This window comes from Bordetella genomosp. 9, from assembly GCF_002119725.1.
Taxonomy (GTDB): Bacteria; Pseudomonadota; Gammaproteobacteria; order Burkholderiales; family Burkholderiaceae_B; genus Bordetella_C.
Genome location: NZ_CP021109.1, coordinates 3,229,145 through 3,251,002 on the forward strand (window position 1 = coordinate 3,229,145; position 21,858 = coordinate 3,251,002).

Genomic DNA, 21,858 nt, shown 5'->3' on the forward strand with positions numbered 1-21,858 from the left:
CGAAGGCCTTGCCGCGCCAGGCGGACACTACAGCCATGCCGTCGTGGCCGCTTCGGCCTGAAGGCAGAGGTTGAAGCGGTCGCGGCGCTTTGACGCCTCGGCGCCGCAGGCGATGGCCGCGCGGTTTATATAGCCGCGCGGCAGCGGGCCGGTGGCCCGCTCAAGCTCATGCGTTCAACGCATCGTGATGGTGGTATTCACCGTTCTGCCGTGCGCCGCCCAGCGCGCGGTAACCGTCTTGGTCTGCGTCCAGAACTGCACCGCCTGCTTGCCGTTCGGCCCCAGATCGCCCAGCTTGGACCCGCGCGAGCCGGTGAAGCTGAACCACGCCACCGGAACCGGGATGGGAATGTTGATGCCCACCTGGCCCACGTCGATGTTGTTCTGGAAATAGCGCGCCGCCCCGCCATCCTGGGTGAACAGCGCCACGCCGTTGCCGTTGGGATTGGCGTTGATGAACGCCACGGCGTCTTCCAGGGTATCCACGCCGACCACGCACAGCACCGGGCCGAAGATCTCTTCCGTGTAGATCTTCATATTGCCCCGCACACCGGCGAATACGGTGGGCCCGACGAAATTGCCGTTCTCGAAGCCGGCCACCCGAATACCCCGGCCGTCAAGCAGCAGTTCGGCGCCCTCTTCCACGCCGTGCTGGATCAAGCTCTCGACCCGCTCCTTCGCGGCGGTCGACACCAAGGGGCCCAGATCCGCTTCGCGATCGGTGCCGGCATTGACCTTGAGTTTCTTGGCACGGGCCACGAACTCAGGCAACCATTCCTGCGCCTTGCCGACCAGGACGGCCACGGACGTCGCCATGCAGCGCTGCCCGGCGGCCCCGAAAGCCGCCCCGAGCAGTTGGTTCAGGGCGACTTCGGGATCCGCGTCGGGCAGGATCACGCAATGGTTCTTCGCGCCCATCATCGCCTGGCAACGCTTGCCCGCTTGCGAGGCGCGGCGATAAATCTCGGTACCGACCCGCGTCGACCCGATGAACGACACCGCCTTGATATCGGGGTGTTCGCACAACGCGTTGGCGGTTTCCGCCCCGCCATGGACGACGTTAAGCACGCCGGGCGGCAAGCCGGCCTGCAGCGCGAGTTCCGCCAGGAAGAAGGCCGAGGACGGGTCCTGCTCGGACGGCTTCAGGATGAAGGTGTTGCCGCACGCCACCGCAATGGGGAACATGAAGCACGGCAGCATGACGGGGAAGTTGAACGCCGTGATGCCGGCGCATACGCCCAAGGGTTGGATCAACGTATAGACATCGATGCCCGAGGCCGCGTTTTCCGCGTATTCCCCCAGCTGCAGACTCGCGATGGCGCAGGCGTGCTCCACGACTTCCAGCCCCCGCCCGACTTCGCCTTCGGCGTCCGGAAGCGTCTTGCCGTGTTCGCGGGTGATCATTTCGGCAAGCTTGCCGGTGTTCTCGCGCATCAACTGCTGCAGCTTCAGCATGACGCGCATGCGAGTGGCCTGCCCGCTGTTGCGCCAGCTCTGAAACGCCTCCTTGGCGTTGGCCACCGCGCGGTCCAGTTCTTCCCGGGTGGCGTAAGGCACCTGGGCCACGACTTCCTGCGTCGCGGGGTTGACGACATCGCGCCATTGAGTCGTTTGCGACGACACGCGTTCGCCGCCGATCAGCAGCGGGATGCGCGGGATCTCTTTCATGGTCTCCTCCTTCCTTGTGGGAATCGCGGCGCGGAGGTCCGGCCGGGGTGCGGCTCGGCTCCGTGCGTCATCGAGCCAGTGTAGAGGTGAGCATGGCGCACGGCAATAGAGCCGGGGAGGGGTTGGTCCACCCCCGAGGCGCTTCGCGCCTCCCCCTCAAGGGGGCGACGCTGGCGGACCGGCGGAGCCGGATCCGCGGCGTCCCCGGTCGTCGGCACACGTTTTCATGGGTAAGCCGGGAGGATAGGCTCACCCCCGAAGCGCTAGCGCGCTTCCCCCTCGCGGGGTCAGGCCGAGGCCTTGGCGGGGGGGTTGCCGGGGTTGTTGCGCGGGGCTTTTACGCGCAGGCGGCGCATGAAGAGGTAGGCGGCGAACGCCAGCACGATGGCGTGGATCAGCCACCAGCCGATGCCGAAGGGCACGCGGCCGTCGCTGATCCAGGCCCTGAACAGGTTGATGAGGTTCATGTAAAGCATGGCGACCAGGCCGGCGATCAACAGGTCTCCCGAGCGCCCCAGGCGAGGATTCACCGCCCCCAACGGGATGGCCATGATGGCCAGGTTCAGCGCCGCCAGCGGCAGCGCGATCCGCCACATCACCTGCGACCAGGCGCTTTGGGTGTTGTCGGCCATCAGCTGAAAGGTGCTGCGCGCCTTGCTGGAACGCTCTGCCGCGGCGCGGGCCTCGGCGGCGGGATCGGCGGTGGACTTGCTTTCCAGGCGCACGCCGTAATGGCCGAAATTGACCATGCGGAATTCGGCAGTGCCGGGTTTCAAGTCGTAGCGGTGACCGGCGTTCAGGACCAGGAAGCGGTCGCCATTGGGCATGGTTTCGGTACGCGCGCTGGCGGCGGTCAGGACGCTCAGCCATTCCGGGTCGATGACGCGCACGAAAACGTGGCCCAGCTCGTCGCCCGGCGAGGTCGGCTCCTCGGCGAAGAAGACGCGTGCGCCATCCTGCGATTCGCCGAATTGGCCCGCGGTGACTTTGGACAGATCGGAGCGCTGCTCGAAGCGCTGGCGGTATTCGCCGATCTGCCGGTACGCCCACGGCGACGCGACCAGCGTCAGCACGGCCACCATAATGGCGACCGGCACGGCCACGCGCAACACCGGCCGGAGCCAATCGGCCAGCGACAGGCCGCTGGCAAACCACACCACCATTTCGGATTCGCGGTAATTGCGCGTGACCGTGGTCAGCACCGCGATGAACAACGCCACGGTGAGAATGGTGGGCAATGCCGTGATAGTGGAGAACGCGGCGAGACCCAGAACCACGTCGGGACCGATCGTGCCGCCGGCCGCTTCGCCAAGCAGCCGCACCAGCAGCACACTGAGCCAGACCACCACCAGCGTGGAAAAGACAACGCCGGCGTGACTCGTGATCTCGCTGACGACGGAGCGTTTGAATAGAGACATGTAAAAATATGCGGGATAATCGGCCACGTTCATCGACGGCAGCCATCGGCCGTGATCACTGTCCGGACGCCGGACATCCTGCCGACGACGGGCCGCGCATCGACAAAAACCCATCGACGCACTTACGACGCATACGGGAACGCCTTCAATGCCAATGGAATTTAGCACACACAGCACCGCCTCCCTGCACCAGGTCAAGACCGCCGCATTGGCGGTCGGCGTATTTTCCGAAGGCGTGCTGACGCCGGCCGCGGACATCATCGACCGGGCCAGCAATGGCGCATTGCGTACCGTCGTCAAAACCGAGTTCCGCGGCCGCCAGGGCGCCACGCTGGTGCTGCGTGCGCTGCCGGGCGTGACCGCGCAGCGTGTGGTGCTGGTCGGCCTTGGCAAACAAGAGGAATACTCGGCGCGCGCCTACGCCGCGGCGGAACAGGCTTTCGCCGCCTACTGCGCCGGCGCCCAATTGACGGAAGGCGCCTCCGCCCTGCTTGCGGTGCCCCTGGAGGGCACGGAAATCCGCACCCGTGCCCGCCTGGCTGCCATCGCCGCCGGCAACGCCGTGTATTACTACGACGAGAGCTTCGGCAAACCGGACCGCGACGCGCGTCCCAAGCTGCGCAAGATCGTGCATTGCATCGACCGCAGCGACGCCACTCAGGCCCAGGCCGGGCTGCGCGAAGGCAATGCCATCGCCAACGGCATGGAACTGGCCAAGACGCTCGGCAACATGCCCGGCAACCTTTGCACGCCCACCTATCTCGGCGAGACCGCGAAGAAACTGGCGCGCACCTTCAAGTCGCTGAAGGTCGAAGTCATGGACCGCAAGCAGATCGAAGCGCTGGGCATGGGCGCTTTCCTGTCCGTCGCCCGCGGCTCGGACGAGCCGCCCCGCTTCATCGTGCTGCGCCACGCCGGCAAGCCGGCGGGAACGCGCAAGTCCGTCAAGGACAGCAGCGGTCCGATCGTGCTGGTGGGCAAGGGCATCACCTTCGATTCGGGGGGCATCTCCATCAAGCCGGCCGCGACCATGGACGAGATGAAGTTCGACATGTGCGGCGCGGCCAGCGTGCTGGGCACCTTCCGGGCCCTGGCGGAACTGGAGCTTCCCATCGACGTGGTCGGCTTGATCCCTACCTGCGAGAACATGCCCAGCGGCAAGGCCAACAAGCCAGGCGACGTCGTGACCAGCATGTCCGGCCAGACCATCGAAATCCTGAACACCGATGCCGAAGGCCGGCTGATCCTGTGCGACGCCCTTACCTACGCGGAACGCTTCAAGCCGTCCGCCGTGGTCGATATCGCCACGCTGACCGGCGCGTGCGTGGTCGCGCTGGGCAACGTCAACACCGGCCTGTTCGCCAAGGACGACGCGCTCGCCGACGCCCTGCTGCGGGCGGGCCGCGAGTCGCTGGACACCGCGTGGCGCATGCCGCTGGACGACGCCTACCAGGAGCAGTTGAAATCCAATTTCGCAGACGTCGCCAACATTGGCGGCCCGCCGGCCGGCGCCGTCACGGCTGCATGCTTCCTGTCGCGCTTTGCCAAGGCGTACCGCTGGGCGCACCTGGACATCGCCGGCACGGCATGGCGCGGCGGCAAGGAAAAGGGGTCTACGGGACGCCCCGTACCGCTGTTGATGCAGTTCCTGCTCAATCAGCTCTGATCCGGCACAACGCAACGGCAGGCAAGATGGCTCGTATCGACTTCGCCTTCGGCGCGCCGGACCGCCTGCGCATGGCCTGCCAGGTGGCGCGCAAGCAATACCTGGCGGGCCAGCCCCTGGTGGTCTATTGCGCCGACGCCGTCCGGCTCAATGCCTTCGACCGGCTGTTGTGGGCCTTCGACGATATCTCCTTCGTGCCTCACGTCCTGGCCACCGATCCGCTGGCGGCCGACACCCCGGTGGTGCTGACGGCTGCCGATCCCGGCCCGCTGGCGACGGCGCCGTCCCCGGATCGGCCCGCGCCCTGGCTGCTGAACCTGGACGATGCCTGCCCGCCCAATTACCGGGCATTCGCGCGCATACTGGAAATCGTCTCCGCCGAGGGCGACGACCGGCCGGCCGCCCGCCAGCGCTGGCGGGCCTATCAGGCCGACGGGGAATCGCCCCACAGCCACGCTGTAGGCGCCAAGGCGGCGGACGCTTGAGCCGCGGCTCAGGAGCAACCATGGACTATCGCGATAACGATCCCGCCATTCCCACGTTGACGCACAAGCTGGATGCGATCAACGAACCGCCAGTCCTGACCGACGTGGTGTCGCGTCCGGCCGCGCCCTTGCCGCCCGATCCGGTGTTGCGGGCCGCGCTGCAGGCAGAACTGGAGCACACTGTCCAACAGGCGCTGGACCAGGCCATGACGCACGTCCGGGCATCGCTGGAAGCCGAGCTTCCAGCCTTGGTGGAACGTGTCGTCAACCGGCTCCGGCCGGGGTGACCCCCGACGTCAAAAACCTGCGAATCTGCTTTGTCCCCCTATGCGCGGCATGGCGTGTGCGTTAATCTTTGCGCACCTGCATTAATTTTCAGGGAACTGTCAGGCCAATGGCGCGTCAAAGCACCATAGCCATTCCCTCATGGCCCCTATCAGGAGCTCGAAACATGAACGACTATCGTCCTTCCCCCTTCAACCGCACGGGCGCGTACGCCGGCGTGCCGGGCGAAGTGGTCCGGAATCGCGTCCTGCGCAATACCTATTGGCTGCTCGCCCTGTCGCTGATCCCGACCGTACTGGGCGCGGCGGTGGGTCTTTATACCGGCTTGAACCGCGTCATGGGCGCGAGCCCCGGCATGTCGGCCATCATTTTCCTGCTGGGCGCCTTCGGCTTGATGTTCGCCATCGAGCGCAACAAGGACTCCAGCCTGGGGGTGGCGCTGCTGCTGGCCTTCACGTTCTTCATGGGCGTCATGCTGTCGCGTCTGCTGGGCTTCGTCATGGGCCTGGGCAACGGCGCGCAGCTGATCATGCTGGCCTTCGGCGGTACCGCGGTGGTGTTCGGCGCCATGGCGACCATGGCGACCACCATCAAGCGCGACCTGTCGAACATGCAGAAGTGGCTGTTCACCGGCGCCATCGTGATCCTGGTGGCGGCCTTGGCCAATATCTTCCTGCAGCTGCCCGCCCTGATGCTGACCATCTCGGTGCTGGCCATCGTCATTTTCTCCGCCTTCATGCTGGTTGACCTGCAGCGCGTGGTCAACGGCGGCGAAACGAACTATGTGTCCGCCACGCTGGCCATCTACCTGGATGTGTACAACGTGTTCTCGAACCTGCTGGTCTTGCTCAGCGCTTTCAGCGGCGGCAATCGCAATTGATCTGCGGCCGGCGCCACCCGCCGGCCATCCGCCACCATGCACTGGGCTCGCGATCGCGGGCCCTTTCTTTTCGCGCAGCACCGCCGGAAGCCGCCGGGCCGATGCTCATGCGGCGCCCGCAAGCGGCAACCGGCTTTTTCTCAAGGGTGACGCCTATGCCGACACGCCGACGCTTCCTGAAGCACACGCCCCTCGCCGCCCTCGCCTCTCTTGCCCCCGCGTGGGCGATCGATGCGGCGTTGTCCGCCCGGGCCGCGCAGCCCGCCTCATCGGCAAACGGCGGTGCGGCGGGCGCCGCCGCGCCGGCCGCAACTGCGGCGATGCACCGGCGCACCATCCCTTCCACCGGGGAAACCTTGCCGGTTATCGGCCTGGGGACGGCCAGCACCTTCGATGTATCGCCGCAGGACTCCCAGGCGCTGGCGCCGCTGGCGGAAGTCGTCCGCCAACTGCTGGCGTCGGCGGGCAAGAACGCCGTCATCGACACGGCGCCCAGCTATGGCGAGTCGGAGGCCGTCACCGGCGCGCTGCTGGCGCGCGAGGGCGCGCGCGATCGGGTCTTTCTCGCAACCAAGATAGGGGCGACCGGCCGCGACGAGGGCATCCGCCAGGTGCGCGAATCGCAGGCCGCGCTTCGCACGCCCAGGCTGGATCTGATACAGGTGCACAACCTTATCGATACCGCCACGCAACTGCAGCTGCTGCGCGAATTGAAGCAGCAGGGCGTGACGCGCTATATCGGCATCACGCACTACACCGCGTCCGCCCACGACGACCTGACCCGGCTGGTGGAACGGGAAAAGCCGGATTTCGTCCAAATCGACCTGTCCGTGACCGCGCGCGGCGCCGAAAAGCGCCTGTTGCCGGCGTGCCAGGCGCATGGCGTGGCGGTGCTGATCAACCGGCCTTTCCAGGACGGCTCCCTCTTCCGCCATGTGCGTGGCAAGCCGCTGCCGGCATGGGCCCAGGAGATCGACTGCACATCCTGGGCACAACTGTTCTTGAAGTTTGTCGCCGGCCATCCCGCAGTGACATCGGTCATTCCCGCCACGTCCAAGCCCGCCAACGCGCGCGACAACCTGCTGGCCGGGTTCGGCCGCCTGCCGGACGGCCCCATGCGCGAGCGCATCGCGGCCCTGTTCTCCTAACCGAACATGGCCGACATGCCGACCCGCAGCGAAGCGCAGGACGGGGCGACCGGGAGCGTGCGCCGCGTCTTCAATGTCCATCCCGGCGAAGGACAAGCGGCGGTCTGCGGCTTCGCTTTTTTCTTCTGCCTGTTCACGGGCTATTTCATGCTCCGCCCGATACGGGAAACCCTGGGCATCGCGGCCGGCGTGGACAAGCTGCAGTGGCTGTTCACGGCGACGTTCATCGTGATGCTGGCCGCGGTGCCCTGCTTCGGCTGGTTGGCGCGGCGGGTGCCGCGCGCGCATTTCGTCACGTGGAGCTATAGCTTTTTTGCCGCTACGCTGGCCGGTTTCTCCGCGTGGCTGTACTTGCAGCCCGGCAATCTGTGGGCCGCCCGCGCGTTCTACGTCTGGCTTTCCGTCTTCAACCTGTTCGTGGTCTCGGTCGCCTGGAGCTTGATGGCGGACGTTTTTCGCACGGACCAGGCGAAACGGCTGTTCGCGTTCATTGCCGCCGGCGCCAGCACGGGCGGCCTGGCGGGCCCGGTCCTGGGCGCCGCCTTGGCAGGCGTTCTGGGCCCGCCCGGCCTGATTCTCCTTTCGGCGGTATTTCTGGGGGTGACGCTGCCCATGAAGTCCTGGCTGATGCGATGGCGGGCCGCCGGCGGCGCCGGCATGCAAGACCCTGCATCCGTTCAGGCACAAGAGCCCCCCGCCGACCCCGCGCGTGCGGCCGATGCCGCCGCATCGCCTTCCCGGCCCATCGGCGGCGGCATTCTCGCCGGCGCCACGCGCACCTTCACGTCGCCTTTGCTGGCCGGCATGGCCGCTTTCGTCATTCTGCTCGCCACCGCCAGCACCTTCCTGTACATGGAGCAGGCCCGGCTGGTGGCTGACGCCTTTTCATCCGCGGCCGAGCGGATCCGCGTCTTCAGCGCATTGGATTTTGCGGTTCAAGCCCTTTCAATGGCGGCGCAGCTTTTTCTGACCGGCCGGCTGGCGCAGAAACTTGGCGTGACGTTTCTCCTGACGATCGTGCCGGTGCTCGTTTGCGCGGGTTTCCTGGTCCTGGCGGTTGCGCCGGTGTTCACGGTGCTCGCCGCGGTGATGGTGCTGCGACGCGTGGGCGAATACGCGCTGGTGCGGCCGGGGCGCGAAATGGTGTTCACCACCGTGGATGCGGAAGCCAAGTACAAGGCCAAGAATTTCATCGATACGGTGGTGTATCGGGCCGGCGATGCAGCCAGCGCATGGGTGAAGACCGCCGTAGACGCCATCGGCCAGGGCGCCACGCTGGTGGCCCTGGTGGGCGCCGGCTGCGCGGCCGTCTGGGCGGCCTGCGGCTACCTGCTCGGCAGGCGCGCGGACAAGCGCCGCGTCTGAAGGTCCAGCAGCACGCGCCGCGTCGCCAGCGGCCGGCCCGCCAGGTTTTCGTCCAGACGCTCGCGCAGATCCGCCCGCAGACGCGGTTCGATCGCAGGGTCGTCGAAGTCCGGCGTGGCCTCATCCACGCCGTAACCGGTCTCGCGCAGCAGCGTCCATTCGAAGCGCCGCAATGCGCCCGCCGCGCGCGTGCCGGCCGCCAGCTGCATCAACGCGGTATCGTACGCGTCGTACAGAACGGGGTGCGCGTCCTCGCGGGGCAGCAACCGCAGCAGCAGTTCGTTCATGTACCACGCGGACATCAGCGCCCCGCCGGCCAGCGGACGGATCCCCGCCACCTCGGCGCGCGTCAGCGTTTTCACTTCGCCCGCTCCGCTCCAGGACAGCGCCAGGGGCTGGAACGCCGAAAGTACGGGACGCAGTGCGGAATACGGCCGCTTGGCGCCCTTGGCCACCAGCGCCACGCAGCCGTGCTCCCGGGAAAAAGCCTGGACGATCAGCGATGTTTCCCGCCAGGGCGTCGCGTGCAGCATGTAGGCGGGGCTGTCCTGTACACGCGTGCCGCGCTTAGTCATAGCCCAGCGTGCCGCGCTTACTCATAGCCCAGATCGCGCAGCGCCTCTTCCCGATCGGACCAGCCCTTGCGGACCTTGATGTAGATCTCCAGGTGCACGGACTTTTCCAGCATCCTGGCGATCTCCAGCCGGGCCTCGGTGGCGATGCGCTTCATGTGCTGCCCGCCGGCGCCCAGAAGGATGGGCTTGTGGCTGTCGCGCTCGACGACGATGCACGCCGCCACCCGGGCGCCCTTTTCGTTTTCCTCCCACTGCTCGATGACGACGGTGCAGCCATACGGCAGCTCGTCGCCGACCAGCCGGAAGATTTTTTCGCGTATCAATTCGGCGGCGATGAAACGCATGGGCCGGTCGGTCAGGGTATCCGGCTCGAACATATGCTCGCCTTCCGGCAGCCGCCGGGCGATTTCGTCCAGCAGCTCGTCCAGCTGGCGGTTGCGGGCGGCGCTGATGGGCACGACCGCGCCATATTCATGCAGCGAGGTCAGCTTGGCGACGTAAGGAAAAAGCGAATTGCGGTCTTTCAGCGCGTCGACCTTGTTGACCGCGAGGATGGCCCGTTCGCCGGACGGCAACAGCGGCAGCAGCTTGGCGTCGCCTTCCGACCACTTTCCGGCTTCAACCACGTGCACGACGACGTCCACATCGGCCAGCGCCTGCGTGACCACCCGATTCATCATGCGGTTCATGGCCCCGCCGTGCCGCGTCTGGAAACCCGGCGTGTCGACGAAGACAAACTGGTCCGGGCCGCGGGTGAGCACGCCGTGGATGCGGTGCCGCGTCGTCTGCGCCTTGCGCGAGACGATGGATACCTTGCCGCCGACGAGCGCGTTGTTAAGCGTCGACTTGCCGACGTTGGGACGCCCCACGATGGCTACGAATCCGCAGCGGGTTTTGGCTTCAGTCATTTGATCTCTTGGGCAACGGCGACCGGCAGGGACAGCTGCGCCGTCTTGCGGGCGCGGGGCGCGCGGCGCGCCGTTTTGGCCGGACTGGCGGCCTGGGCCGCTTCGAGGGCGAGCTTGGCGGCCGATTGTTCCGCCGCCCGGCGGCTGGCGCCGGCAGCGGTCACTTTGATATCCAATGGCGCGATGGCGCACTCCACTTCGAATTGCTGGCTGTGCGCCGCGCCATGCGTCGCAATCACCGTATAGACGGGCAAGGCCATCTTGCGGCCCTGCAGGAACTCCTGGAGGAGCGTCTTCGCATCCTTGCCCAAGGTCTTGGGATCGACGGTGGCCAGCACTGGCTGGTATTGGCGCGCGATCACGCGCCGCGCCGCATCGAAGCCGCCGTCCAGGAACACCGCCCCGAATATGGCCTCCAGCGTATCCGCCAGGATGGAGGGCCGGCGAAAACCGCCGCTCTTGAGTTCGCCTTCGCCAAGGCGCAGGTCCTGCGCGAGGTCCAGCTTCTGTGCAATGTCGGCCAGCGACGCCTGCTTGACGAGGTTCGCCCGCAACCGGGACAAGTCGCCTTCGTCGATCTTGCTGAAACGGTCGAACAGCATGGAGGCCACCACGAAGTTCAAGACCGCATCGCCCAGGAACTCCAGCCGCTCGTTATGCCGCGCCCCATGGCTGCGATGCGTCAGCGCCTGCTCCAGAAGAGCGGCATCGCGGAAACGATGATCCAGGCGATTTTGTAGCGCGTCGAGCGACATGTCAGTTATCCGGGAAGCTGCACACTACCCACGTACGGAGCGCTTCAGGGGTGGGCATTACTCAAACCGTCCGATCCGGCTTAGATCAGAGAAATTCATCCAGATGAAGAACGCCTTGCCCACGATATTACCGTCCGGAACGAAACCCCAGTAGCGGCTGTCCGCGCTGTTGTCGCGGTTATCCCCCATCGCGAAGTACTCACCGGGCGGCACCTTGCAGCGCACCCCGTTGCGGCTGTACTGGCAGTTTTCGATGTGCGGGAACTGCCAGATCGGCCCGTATTCCTGGTATTTTCCTTCATCCAGCAGAATATCGTGGCTAACATCGCCCAATTTCTCTTTATAGCGCGCGATATACTGCACCCGGTCCGGCTCGAAGTAGTTGCCGTCCCGCGTATGAGGCACCTCCTTGCCGTTTACATATAGTTTCTTGTCCAGGTAGGCCACCTCGTCGCCGGGCAACCCGACCACGCGCTTGATGTAATCGACATCCGGGTCGACCGGGTAGCGGAAAACGATGACGTCGCCCCGTTCCAGCTTGCCGGTATCCAGGATCTTCTTGTCCAGGATCGGCAGCCGGATGCCGCGGCTGAACTTGTTCACCAGTATCAGGTCGCCCGATTCCAGCGTGGGAAGCATCGAACCCGACGGAATGCGGAAAGGCTCGACGACGAACGAGCGCAGCACGAACACGAACAGGATGACCGGGAAGAAACTGACCGCATACTCGACCCACCATGGCGCGCGCGAGGCCGACTCCGCCGCTTCGCGCCGCAGGCGCTCGGCCTCGGCCGGGTCGCCGACGACTGCCGGATCGAAGCGCGCAGCCGCCTCCTCGCCCTTGCGCCGCCGCGCCTTGCGAAGCACCGCGACGTCCAGCAACCAGACGACGCCGGTGACAACCAGCAGGATGAACAGAATCAGCGCAAAGTTCCAGCTCATTTGATCCTTCTCAGTTATTCACGGGTCGCGCCACCCGCGTCATTTATTTGTCTTCAACCTGCAGGATCGCCAGGAAGGCTTCCTGTGGAATTTCGACGCTGCCGACTTGCTTCATGCGTTTCTTGCCGGCCTTCTGCTTTTCCAGCAGCTTCTTTTTGCGCGTGATGTCGCCGCCATAGCACTTGGCAAGCACGTTCTTGCGCAAGGCCTTGACGTTTTCCCGGGCGATCACTTCCGCGCCGATCGCGGCCTGGATGGCAACATCGAACATCTGGCGCGGGATCAGCCCGCGCATGCGGCTCACGACCTCGCGCGCCCGATATCGTGCATTGCTGCGATGGACGATCATGGACAAGGCATCGACCTTGTCGCCGTTGATCAACAGATCGACCCGCACCACGTCGGCCGACCGGTATTCCAGGAACTCATAATCCATGGACGCATAACCGCGCGACACGGATTTCAGTTTGTCGAAGAAATCAAGGACGATTTCCGCCAGCGGAATTTCGTACACCAAATGCACCTGCCGGCCGTGATAGCTCATATTGACCTGCACGCCGCGTTTGTTGTTGCACAGCGTCATCACCGGGCCGACATATTCCTGCGGCATGAACAACGTCACTTTGACGATGGGCTCGCGGATATCCGCGATTTTGCCCACTTCCGGCATGCGTGACGGGCTTTCGATGCTAAGGACCTGGCCGTCGCGCTGTTCGACCTCATAAACCACCGAAGGGGCGGTGGTAATGATGTCCATGTCGAATTCGCGCTCCAGGCGTTCCTGCACGATCTCCATGTGCAGCAGCCCCAGGAAACCGCAACGGAATCCAAAACCCAGCGCCTGCGAGACCTCGGGTTCGAACATCAGCGCGGCGTCGTTCAGCTTGAGTTTTTCAAGCGAGTCGCGCAACTGGTCATACTCGCTGCTTTCCACCGGGTACAACCCGGCAAACACCTGCGGCTTGACTTCCTTGAACCCGGGCAGCGGCGCGGCCGCGGGCTGGCCCGCCAGCGTTACGGTATCGCCCACCTTGGCGTGCGCCAGCTCCTTGATGCCGGCGATCACGAAACCCACCTCGCCGGCGCTTAGCATGGTGCGCTGCACGGACTTGGGGGTAAAAACGCCGACCTGCTCGCACAAATGCGTGGCACCGGACGCCATCAGCAGGATCTTGTCCTTGGGCCGCAAGACGCCGTTGACGATGCGCACCAGCATCACCACGCCGACATAGTTATCGAACCACGAGTCGACGATCAGCGCCTGCAGCGGCTGGTCGGGGCTGCCCTTGGGGGGCGGCACCTTGCTGACGATCGATTCCAGGATGTCGTCGATCCCCATCCCGGTCTTGGCGCTGGCCGCGATGGCCTCGGACGCGTCGATGCCGATCACGTCCTCGATTTCCTGGCGCGCGCCCTCGGGATCGGCCTGCGGCAAATCCATCTTGTTCAAGACCGGCACCACTTCGACGCCAAGTTCTATGGCCGTATAGCAGTTCGCGACGGTCTGCGCCTCTACCCCTTGCGAGGCATCGACCACCAGCAGCGCGCCCTCGCAAGCCGACAGCGAGCGGCTGACCTCGTAGGAAAAGTCGACGTGCCCCGGGGTGTCGATGAGGTTCAGGTTGTACACCTGCCCGTCGCGCGCCTGGTATTGCAGCGCCGCCGTCTGCGCCTTGATGGTGATCCCGCGCTCGCGCTCGATGTCCATCGAATCGAGCACCTGCGCCGACATTTCCCGGTCCTGCAACCCTCCGCAGCGCTGGATCAGACGGTCGGCCAGCGTCGATTTGCCGTGATCGATGTGGGCGATGATCGAAAAATTGCGGATATGCTGCATGGATGTCGGGAAGGAAGGAGTCAGGTGCACCAATAAGGAGGGGGCGCCAAGCGCCCCCTCCTTGCGGCAACCAGCGATTTTAGCCGGTCTTGGACCTACTTGCCGGGCTGGATGACCACCCACTGCGTCTGGTCGCCCCGCCGCACCAGCAACGGGATGGGCTTGCTCTTGTCGGCCTTGCCGGCTGCCTGCACGTACTGGTCCGGACCGGTGATATCGGTATCGCCGAGCGCGAGCACGATGTCGCCTTCCTGGATGCCGGCCTGCGCTGCCTGGCCGTCGGCGGAACGGACCATGACGCCGCCCTTGATCTTCAGCTTGGATTGCGTGGCGGTGGGGACGGGGACCACGGTCAGACCCAGTGCGCTGGAGGACGCCGGCTCCTTCTGCGGCGGGGATTTTTCCGTCGCCGGGGCCTTGGGCTGGGGCAGCTCGGCCACCTTCACGCTGAGCGTGACGTTCCTGCCCTTGCGCCAGACCTGCAGCGGGGCCACGGTGCCGGGCTTGGTCTCGCCGACCATGCGGGGCAGGTCCGACCAGCGGGCAATCGGCTTGTTGTTGAAGCGCAGGATGACGTCGCCCGGCTGCACGCCCGCCGCGTCGGCGGGGCTGTCGGCCTCGACGCTGCTCACCAGGGCGCCTTCCGCCCGGCTCAGCCCCAGCGCCGTGGCGACCTCGTTGGTCACCTCGCCAATTTGCACGCCGATACGGCCGCGCGTCACCTTGCCCGTGGCGCGCAATTCCTCGACCACGCGCATCACTTCATCGATCGGGATGGCCAGGGAAATCCCCATGAACCCGCCGCTGCGGGACACGATCTGCGAGTTGATGCCGATGACCTCGCCGGACAGGTTGAGCAGCGGGCCGCCGGAGTTGCCCGGGTTCACCGCCACATCGGTCTGGATGAAGGGCAGGTAGTCGCCGGTGTCGCGATTGATGGCGCTGACGATACCGGCCGTGACGGTGGAATCCAGGCCGAATGGCGAACCGATGGCGAGCACCCACTGGCCTTTCTTGATCTTGCTGTCGTCGCCAATGGGCAGGAACGGCATGTCCTTGGCATCGATTTTCAGAAGCGCGATGTCGGTACGCTCGTCGGTGCCGATGACCTTGGCCTTGAATTCGCGGCCGTCGGTCAGCGTCACGAAGATATCGGTCGCATCGCTGACGACGTGGTTATTGGTCAGGATGTACCCGTCGGCCGAGATGAAGAAGCCGGATCCGACGCCGCGCGGAACGGTGCGTTCCTGCGGCTGCTGGGGCTGGGGCTGGCGGTCGCGCGGGCGGCCGGGCAGCTCGGGCATGCCCGGCGGCTGGAAGTCGGGCCCGAAGAAAAAGCGGAACAGGTCATAAGGATCCTGAGGTCCGCTGCGTACGGGCACGGTGGCCGTCGTGCGGATGTTGACCACGGCAGGATCGGCCTTTTCCACGATGGCGCTGAAATCCGGAACCATCATGGTGGGCGCGGCCGTCCCGGTCGGCGCGGCGTGGGCCGCGCCGCCGAGGGCGACGCCGACGGCCAGGAATACACCGGCGGCGAATTTCGACACGGTAGACAGATTCATTCGATACTCCGCGCAAGCCCCTATGGGGCGTCTGCTGTTTATTTGGGCGCCTGGACCGGCGGAACGTACTCGGTGGCCTTGGCCAGCCGTTCCAGGGTCGGAGCCGGCACCTCCCCGAGCACGGTCACCCAAAAGTCCGCAACCCGCATGCCGTAGACATTGACCGGGCCGCGCCGGTACGCGCCCTGCGCCTGGCGCCGATTGCGCTTTTTATCATACGGTTCGATGAAGACAGAGATCGCGGCCAAGCCGTCGGAGAGCACCAGCTGGCTGACGGGCTCGCCGTGCGTCATGGTGCGCGCCACTTGCGACACCGGCGCGAAACCCGGCGGGAACGGGATGCGCCATCCCTGCGCCGCCAGGTCCACCGGCTGCATGGCGCCCTGCTGCACCTTCCAGTCCTTGGTGCTCCAGCGCGACTCCAGCTGCTGCGGATCGACCGCAGGGCCCAGGCGCAGGGCCGTGAACGCCACCTGTTCCACCACCGTCGCGGCGTTGGACAGCGTCTGCGCCTTCAGCAGCAAGTCGTTTTCGGTGTCCGCGCACAGGCGGTAGCCGTAGCGGTCCTTGTCCAGGGGTTCGATGGTAATGATGCGGCATTCGCGCCCAGCAACCCGGTGCGGCGCCGCCTGCATCAGCACCCGGTAGTGCTTGGTCACCGCCGCCGGGGCGCCCACCAGAAGCCCCGGAAACTGATCGGAGCGCTTGTGCTGAATCAACACGGTCTTGCGCGCCGGCACCAGGCACTGGATGTCGTCGTTGTGGCGCAGATACTCACGGGGCTGGCCGTCCAGCACCTCGATGCGTTCGCGTTCCCCGCTGCCATCCACCACATGGACGATGCGCGAGGACTGGATGGTTTCACCTTGCTGGTAGGTAAAAATGCCCGCATAGTCCAGCTTGCCGGCCGCGTCCTGGATGCGGCCCAGGAGCGCCTGGGCTTCCGGCTCCGGGACGGGCACCGGCACGCTGGCATGAGCGGGACCGGGCTGGGCGTGCGCCAGGCCCGTGCCGACGGCGATCACGAGCGCGGCCGCGGCGGTCAGCGATGCCGCGCCGCGGCCTGCTCTTGCACACGCGGCCGCCACCGGACCGGCAAATGGCAACCACCGCAACGGCTGGACGACGGCCGGCGCAAACGTCATCAGCGGCCCGCTCCGATATCGAAAGACACCTGGCGGATGGCCGAAGGGCCGGCCAGCTGGCGATGGGCTTCCAGATAGTCGCTGAGACTGGGATCGTCGGCCGCCGACGTACTGGCATCGGCGATCACGCGCGTATCGGCCGTGGGTGCGTCGCTGGTGCCGGCCATGAAAGGCTGGGCTACCCAGGCGACCGAAGCCACGGCCGCGGCCACGGCAAAGCCGGACAGGCCGAAGCGCCACGCCGGACGCATCGCGCGGCGCCGGCGCGGAGCGACGATGGGCAACTCATTGGCCAACGCGGCGGACAACCGCGATTGAAAGGCCTGCGACGGCCGGATGGACAGCTCAGAATTGCGCAGCACGTCCCCGATCAGGTGATAGGTATCCCAGGTTTCCTTGCCCTCGGCCACTTCCAGGCCGTCCAGCCATTCCTCGGTTCCCTCGCCGTCCATCCACGCCGACACCGATTCTTCCCAGCTGGTGTCTTCGGCGCGCGCGGTAGCAGACGATGTTTGCATGACTCCAGCTCCTTACCAACGGCGATCGGCATCGTTGCCGAGCAGCGGCCGCAGGCGTGCGGCGACGGCCTCGCGGGCCCGGAAGATGCGCGACCGCACCGTACCGATGGGGCAACCCATGCTCTGCGCGATGTCTTCGTAACTCATACCTTCGATTTCCCGGAGGACGATAGCCGTACGTAATTCCTCGGGCAAGTCCTGAATGGCCGCATTGACGGTTTCCGCGATTTCGCGGCTGGCCACCATGGATTCCGGGGTACTGATATCGCTTAGGTTGTCCGTTTCGTTAAAAGTTTCACCGTCCTCATTTTCGACGGCGTTCGGCGCGCTGGGCCTGCGTCCCGACGACGCCAGCCAGTTGCGGGCCGTATTGATGGCGATACGGTACAGCCAGGTATAGAACGCGCTTTCGCCGCGGAATTGCGGCAGCGCACGATAGGCCTTGATGAAGGCCTCCTGCGCGACGTCTTCGATTTCGGCGGGATCCCGGATCATCCGGGAAAGCAGACGCATGATCTTGCGCTGGTACTTGAGCACCAGCAGATCGAACGCCTTTTTGTCGCCGCGCTGGACGCGCGCGACCAGTTCGGCATCGATGTCGCGCTCCGTCATGACGCCCTCGGAGAGGGCGCCGCCGGCGCGCGGCGCAGGCGGCGCGACGCAAGCAGGCAGACCCGGCGCCAGGCCGGCGCCGGAAGCGCGTCCCGCCAAACGGTCAACGTAACGAAATGGAAGCGTGGCGGCGTCGCCGCTTCGCCGGCCGCCGGGTCATGCTCCGCACCGGCGTGCAGGCGGGCGCGCAGGGTGAGCCAGCGGGGACCGCGCCACAACGCGACCCAGTCCGCCGGCTGCCAGCCTTGCCGCATGCGCAGGTGGACGGCGCCGTCGCGGTCGATGCGGATGGCGCGGACGGCGCGGCGCCGACGCAGCGGGCCGTGCAGACAGCCCGCCAGGGCCGCCAGCGCCAGGGCCACGCCGCAGGCAGCCAGCGGATGCAGACCCTGCCAGGACAGGGCGCCCAGTACGGCAAGCGTCGCGGCTGCCGTGACGGCGCCGTCCAGCCACGCGGCCCCGCGCGGCCGCACTACCGGTACGCGCAACGTCCAGTCAGGGTGCACGCACGCTCCCTTAGACTCGCCGTACCGCCATCGACCCGTTGGTGCCGCCGAATCCGAAGGAATTCGACAACCCGACGTTGATCGTCATCTCGCGAGCCTCGTTGGCGCAGTAATCCAGGTCGCACTCGGGGTCCTGATTGAACAGGTTGATCGTCGGCGGCGAAACCTGGTGATAAACGGCCAGGGTCGTGAAGACGGCCTCGATGCCGCCGGCGGCGCCGAGCAGATGGCCCGTCATGGACTTGGTGGAATTGACCACCAGCTTGCGGGCGTGGTCGCCGAACGCAAGCTTCAGCGCGTCCGACTCGTTCTTGTCGCCCAGCGGCGTGGAGGTGCCGTGCGCGTTCACGTATTGGACGTCTTCCGGGTTCAGGCCGCCGTTGCGCAGGGCGTTGACGATGCCCCGGCGCGGACCGTCCTTGTCCGGCGCGGTAATGTGGTACGCATCGGAACTCATGCCGTAGCCGACGAACTCGCCATAGATACGCGCGCCGCGCTTCTTGGCGTGTTCGTACTCCTCCAGCACGACGACCCCCGCGCCCTCGCCCAGCACGAAGCCGTCGCGGTCGCGGTCCCAGGGACGGGAAGCGGTGGTGGGGTCGTCGTTACGGGTGGACAGCGCGCGCATCGCGGCGAAGCCGCCGATACCCAGGGGCGAAACGGTCGATTCCGCGCCGCCGGCGATCATGACGTCGGCGTCGCCGTATTCGATCATGCGGGCCGAATCGCCGATGCTGTGCAGCCCGGTCGTGCACGCGGAAACCACCGCGTAGCTGGGTCCCTTGAACCCGTACTTGATGGACAGCTGGCCGGAGATCAGATTGATCAGCGCGCCGGGAACGAAGAACGGCGAAATGCGGCGGGGGCCGCGTTCCAACAGATCGGTCTGGGTCTCCTCGATACGGGGCAGGCCGCCGATGCCGGAGCCGATGATCACGCCGATGCGTTCCGCATTGGCCTCGGTCACTTCCAGCCCGCTGTCGCGCCAGGCCTGCACGCCCGCCGCCAGCCCGTAATGGATGAAGGTATCCATCTGGCGGGCTTCCTTGGCGGGCAGATACTGCGTGACGTCGAAGTCGCGCACCTCGCCCGCGATGTGGGTGGTCAGCGCCGAAGGATCGAAACGGGTAATGCGGCCAATGCCGGAACGTCCGTTGACGATATTGTCCCAGGCGGTAGGCACGTCATTGCCCACGGGGGACACGATGCCGAGTCCGGTGATGACGACGCGTCGTTTCACGGATGACTCCTAAACAGACAAAAGAAAGGCGGTTTGGAATATGCCGCATGCGCGGAGGACGGCGCCGCGGGGCTGGCGGTCGCCGCCCCGCGCGGTATCCGCGCGGCATAATCCGAAAACCGCCCTGGTTCCTCGCGGGACGCGGAGGCGCCACTGCGCAAGGAGAAGGCTGATCGCGTTATTGCTTGCCGTGCGAATTGATGTACTCGATCGCTTGTTGCACGGTCGTGATTTTCTCGGCCTCTTCGTCGGGGATCTCGGTCTCGAACTCGTCTTCGAGGGCCATCACCAGCTCAACCATGTCGAGCGAATCGGCACCGAGGTCGTCAAGAAAGGAAGACTCGTTTTTGATCTCGGCGTCGTTGACGCCAAGTTGTTCAGCGACAATCTTCTTGACGCGCTGTTCGATGCTATCCATGCAGATCTCCAATTGGGAAAAATCCCGCGAATTATAGCCAAGCGCAGCGTAATGCCAACGCCAGGCAAGTGACAAAAATGGATTCCCGACCGGAAGCCCGCTCGGGACACTAAGCGGCGCCGAAAGCGACGCCGGTACAGCGAACCGCGCGTGGGTTGCCGTGGCGGGTGCAAGAAGCAGGCCCGATCCCGGCGCGCCGGCGCGGCCGATCACATATACATGCCGCCGTTGACGTGCAGCGTCGTGCCGGTAATGTAACCGGCATGCGGACTCGCGAGGAACGCCACCGCATGAGCAATATCGGCCGGCGCACCCAGGCGGCCGGCCGGAATCTGCTGGAGCAGTGCCGCCGTCTGCGCCTCGCCCAGCACGCGGGTCATATCGGTATCGATGAAGCCGGGCGCCACGCAATTGACGGTAATGTTGCGGCTGCCCAGCTCACGGGCCAGGGCGCGGCTCATGCCTGCCACGCCAGCCTTGGCGGCGGCGTAGTTCGCCTGCCCGGCATTGCCCATGGACCCCACAACGGACGTCACGTTGATGATCCGGCCCCAGCGCGCCTTCATCATGCCGCGCATGACGCCGCGCGAGAGCCGGAACACTGCCGCGAGATTCGTGTCGATGACCGCGTCCCAGTCCTCGTCTTTCATGCGCATGGCCAGGGTGTCGCGTGTGATCCCGGCATTGTTCACCAGGATATGCGGACCGCCTTCCTTGGCAAGGGCCTCGACCAGGGCGTCGCACGCCTGTGCGTCGGTCACGTCCAGTACCACGCCCCGCCCACCGAAGGGGGCGAGCGCTTCACCGATGGCCTCGGCGCCGGCCGCGGAAGTCGCGGTGCCTACGACGGTGGCGCCCCGCGAGGCCAGCTCATGGGCGATGGCCTTGCCGATCCCGCGCGTCGCGCCGGTCACCAGCGCGATCTTTCCTTGCAGTTCCATGGAAACGCTTCCTTGTCAGTTTGCGGCCAGGGCCGTCAGCGCCGCGTCCAGCGACGCCGGGTCGTTGATTGCCAGCGCGGTAAGCTCGCCGTCGATGCGCTTGACCAGCCCCGTCAGCACCTTGCCCGGGCCGCATTCCACCACATGCGTCACGCCTTGCGCCTTCATCGCCTGGATGGTTTCCACCCAGCGCACGGGATGCCAGGCCTGGCGCACCAGCGCATCGCGCACCGCGGCCGGATCGGCCGGTGCGGCGACATCCACGTTGTTGATGACGGGAATGACCGGTGCAGAGAGCGGCGCCTCGGACAGAGCCTTGGCGAGGACCGCCGCAGCCGGTTCCAGCAGGCTGGAATGGAACGGCGCGGAAACCGGCAGCAGCAGCGCGCGCTTGGCGCCGGCCGCCTTGGCGGCCTCGCAGGCCCGCTCCACCGCCCCCTTGTGACCCGCGATGACGACTTGGGCCGGGGCATTGAAATTGACCGCTTCGACGACTTCACCCTGCGCGCCCTGCTTACAGGCGGCGCGCACGGCGTCATCGTCCAGGCCCAGAATCGCAGCCATGGCGCCGGCCCCGACCGGGACGGCGGCCTGCATCGCGTCCGCGCGGATGCGCACCAGCCGCACGGCGTCTTCGAGCCGCAGCGACTGTGCGGCGGTCAGCGCCGCGTACTCGCCCAGGCTGTGGCCCGCCACGACATCGGGCTGGCGGCCGCCCGCGGCACGCCAGGCCTCGAACATGGCGACGCCGGCCACCAGCATCGCGGGCTGCGTGTTGGTCGTGAGATTCAATTGTTCGGCGGGCCCCTGCGCGATAAGGGCCTCCAGATCCTGTTCCAGCGCGGCCGAGGCACGCTCCAGCGTATCGGCGACCGCGGCATTGCCCCTCCAGGCGTCGAGCATGCCGACGGATTGCGAACCCTGGCCGGGAAATACGAAAGCGATTTTCATCGTATGAGAGTGGAATTGTCGTTGGATTGC

General features: G+C 66.1%; 22 protein-coding genes. 6 read left to right on the top strand and 16 right to left on the bottom strand.

The genetic code is table 11. The annotated features are described in order from the left end of the window. Positions 1 to 174 precede the first annotated feature (174 nt). Together CAL13_RS14790 and lptF are read right to left on the bottom strand one after the other, a co-directional pair. Positions 175 to 1,668, bottom strand: a complete 1,494-nt coding sequence (locus tag CAL13_RS14790) for a CoA-acylating methylmalonate-semialdehyde dehydrogenase (protein ID WP_086072797.1) — start codon at positions 1,666 to 1,668, stop codon at positions 175 to 177. A gap of 287 nt (positions 1,669 to 1,955) precedes the next feature. Then, the gene (gene lptF, locus CAL13_RS14795) at positions 1,956 to 3,086 is read right to left on the bottom strand and encodes an LPS export ABC transporter permease LptF (RefSeq protein WP_086073670.1); all 1,131 of its coding nucleotides are present in this window, start codon (positions 3,084 to 3,086) and stop codon (positions 1,956 to 1,958) included. Positions 3,087 to 3,240: 154 nt separating this feature from the next. Between lptF and CAL13_RS14800 the strand changes: the two genes are divergently transcribed. The 6 genes from CAL13_RS14800 (at position 3,241) to CAL13_RS14825 (ending at position 8,915) form a co-directional block, all read left to right on the top strand. Then, on the top strand, positions 3,241 to 4,752 hold the full coding sequence (locus tag CAL13_RS14800; RefSeq protein WP_086072798.1) for a leucyl aminopeptidase: 1,512 nt from the start codon (positions 3,241 to 3,243) through the stop codon (positions 4,750 to 4,752). A 26-nt stretch (positions 4,753 to 4,778) separates the two neighbouring features. Further along, on the top strand, positions 4,779 to 5,237 hold the full coding sequence (locus CAL13_RS14805; RefSeq protein ID WP_086072799.1) for a DNA polymerase III subunit chi: 459 nt from the start codon (positions 4,779 to 4,781) through the stop codon (positions 5,235 to 5,237). A 20-nt stretch (positions 5,238 to 5,257) separates the two neighbouring features. Next, a complete protein-coding gene (locus tag CAL13_RS14810) occupies positions 5,258 to 5,524 on the top strand; it encodes a hypothetical protein (protein WP_086058068.1) in 267 nt (88 codons plus the stop codon). Positions 5,525 to 5,688: 164 nt separating this feature from the next. Next, a complete protein-coding gene (locus CAL13_RS14815; protein ID WP_086058069.1) occupies positions 5,689 to 6,402 on the top strand; it encodes a Bax inhibitor-1/YccA family protein in 714 nt (237 codons plus the stop codon). Positions 6,403 to 6,557: 155 nt separating this feature from the next. Further along, the gene (locus CAL13_RS14820) at positions 6,558 to 7,550 is read left to right on the top strand and encodes an aldo/keto reductase (RefSeq protein WP_086072800.1); all 993 of its coding nucleotides are present in this window, start codon (positions 6,558 to 6,560) and stop codon (positions 7,548 to 7,550) included. Between the two features lie 15 nt (positions 7,551 to 7,565). Further along, a complete protein-coding gene (locus CAL13_RS14825; protein WP_086073671.1) occupies positions 7,566 to 8,915 on the top strand; it encodes an NTP/NDP exchange transporter in 1,350 nt (449 codons plus the stop codon). On the opposite strand, the gene recO is transcribed toward CAL13_RS14825, so the two are convergent. The 14 genes from recO to fabD form a co-directional block, all read right to left on the bottom strand. Then, entirely contained in the window at positions 8,876 to 9,490 is a 615-nt protein-coding gene (gene recO / locus CAL13_RS14830; RefSeq protein WP_086058071.1) for a DNA repair protein RecO, read from the bottom strand. The two genes, CAL13_RS14825 and recO, sit on opposite strands and share 40 nt — an antisense overlap. A 17-nt stretch (positions 9,491 to 9,507) precedes the next feature. Next, the gene (gene era / locus CAL13_RS14835) at positions 9,508 to 10,398 is read right to left on the bottom strand and encodes a GTPase Era (protein ID WP_086058072.1); all 891 of its coding nucleotides are present in this window, start codon (positions 10,396 to 10,398) and stop codon (positions 9,508 to 9,510) included. Further along, positions 10,395 to 11,153 carry a ribonuclease III gene (rnc, locus tag CAL13_RS14840; RefSeq protein WP_198297654.1) on the bottom strand — a complete coding sequence of 253 codons (759 nt, stop codon included), beginning with the start codon at positions 11,151 to 11,153 and terminating at the stop codon, positions 10,395 to 10,397. Before rnc ends, era begins: the two co-directional genes overlap by 4 nt. Positions 11,154 to 11,210: 57 nt before the next feature. After that, positions 11,211 to 12,095, bottom strand: a complete 885-nt coding sequence (gene lepB / locus CAL13_RS14845; RefSeq protein ID WP_086058074.1) for a signal peptidase I — start codon at positions 12,093 to 12,095, stop codon at positions 11,211 to 11,213. A 43-nt stretch (positions 12,096 to 12,138) separates the two neighbouring features. Beyond that, positions 12,139 to 13,932 carry a translation elongation factor 4 gene (gene lepA, locus CAL13_RS14850; protein ID WP_086058075.1) on the bottom strand — a complete coding sequence of 598 codons (1,794 nt, stop codon included), beginning with the start codon at positions 13,930 to 13,932 and terminating at the stop codon, positions 12,139 to 12,141. 95 nt (positions 13,933 to 14,027) lie between these two features. Further along, complete coding sequence (locus CAL13_RS14855; RefSeq protein WP_086058076.1) at positions 14,028 to 15,497, bottom strand: DegQ family serine endoprotease; 1,470 nt, start codon at positions 15,495 to 15,497, stop codon at positions 14,028 to 14,030. Between the two features lie 38 nt (positions 15,498 to 15,535). Next, on the bottom strand, positions 15,536 to 16,642 hold the full coding sequence (locus tag CAL13_RS14860; RefSeq protein WP_086072801.1) for a MucB/RseB C-terminal domain-containing protein: 1,107 nt from the start codon (positions 16,640 to 16,642) through the stop codon (positions 15,536 to 15,538). Continuing rightward, a complete protein-coding gene (locus tag CAL13_RS14865; protein WP_086072802.1) occupies positions 16,642 to 17,160 on the bottom strand; it encodes a sigma-E factor negative regulatory protein in 519 nt (172 codons plus the stop codon). The genes CAL13_RS14860 and CAL13_RS14865 overlap by 1 nt, the downstream gene beginning before the upstream one ends. Before the next feature lie 12 nt (positions 17,161 to 17,172). Continuing rightward, the gene (gene rpoE / locus CAL13_RS14870; RefSeq protein WP_086059502.1) at positions 17,173 to 17,772 is read right to left on the bottom strand and encodes an RNA polymerase sigma factor RpoE; all 600 of its coding nucleotides are present in this window, start codon (positions 17,770 to 17,772) and stop codon (positions 17,173 to 17,175) included. Beyond that, the gene (locus CAL13_RS14875) at positions 17,769 to 18,278 is read right to left on the bottom strand and encodes a hypothetical protein (RefSeq protein WP_157664882.1); all 510 of its coding nucleotides are present in this window, start codon (positions 18,276 to 18,278) and stop codon (positions 17,769 to 17,771) included. Before CAL13_RS14875 ends, rpoE begins: the two co-directional genes overlap by 4 nt. A gap of 10 nt (positions 18,279 to 18,288) precedes the next feature. Next, positions 18,289 to 19,518, bottom strand: a complete 1,230-nt coding sequence (gene fabF / locus CAL13_RS14880) for a beta-ketoacyl-ACP synthase II (protein WP_086072804.1) — start codon at positions 19,516 to 19,518, stop codon at positions 18,289 to 18,291. A gap of 178 nt (positions 19,519 to 19,696) precedes the next feature. After that, positions 19,697 to 19,936: an acyl carrier protein gene (acpP, locus tag CAL13_RS14885; RefSeq protein WP_086058081.1), complete on the bottom strand. Its 240-nt coding sequence runs from the start codon at positions 19,934 to 19,936 to the stop codon at positions 19,697 to 19,699. Positions 19,937 to 20,145: 209 nt separating this feature from the next. Beyond that, a complete protein-coding gene (fabG, locus tag CAL13_RS14890) occupies positions 20,146 to 20,877 on the bottom strand; it encodes a 3-oxoacyl-ACP reductase FabG (protein WP_086058082.1) in 732 nt (243 codons plus the stop codon). Positions 20,878 to 20,892: 15 nt separating this feature from the next. Continuing rightward, a complete protein-coding gene (fabD, locus tag CAL13_RS14895) occupies positions 20,893 to 21,828 on the bottom strand; it encodes an ACP S-malonyltransferase (protein ID WP_086072805.1) in 936 nt (311 codons plus the stop codon). Between the last annotated feature and the right edge of the window lie 30 nt (positions 21,829 to 21,858).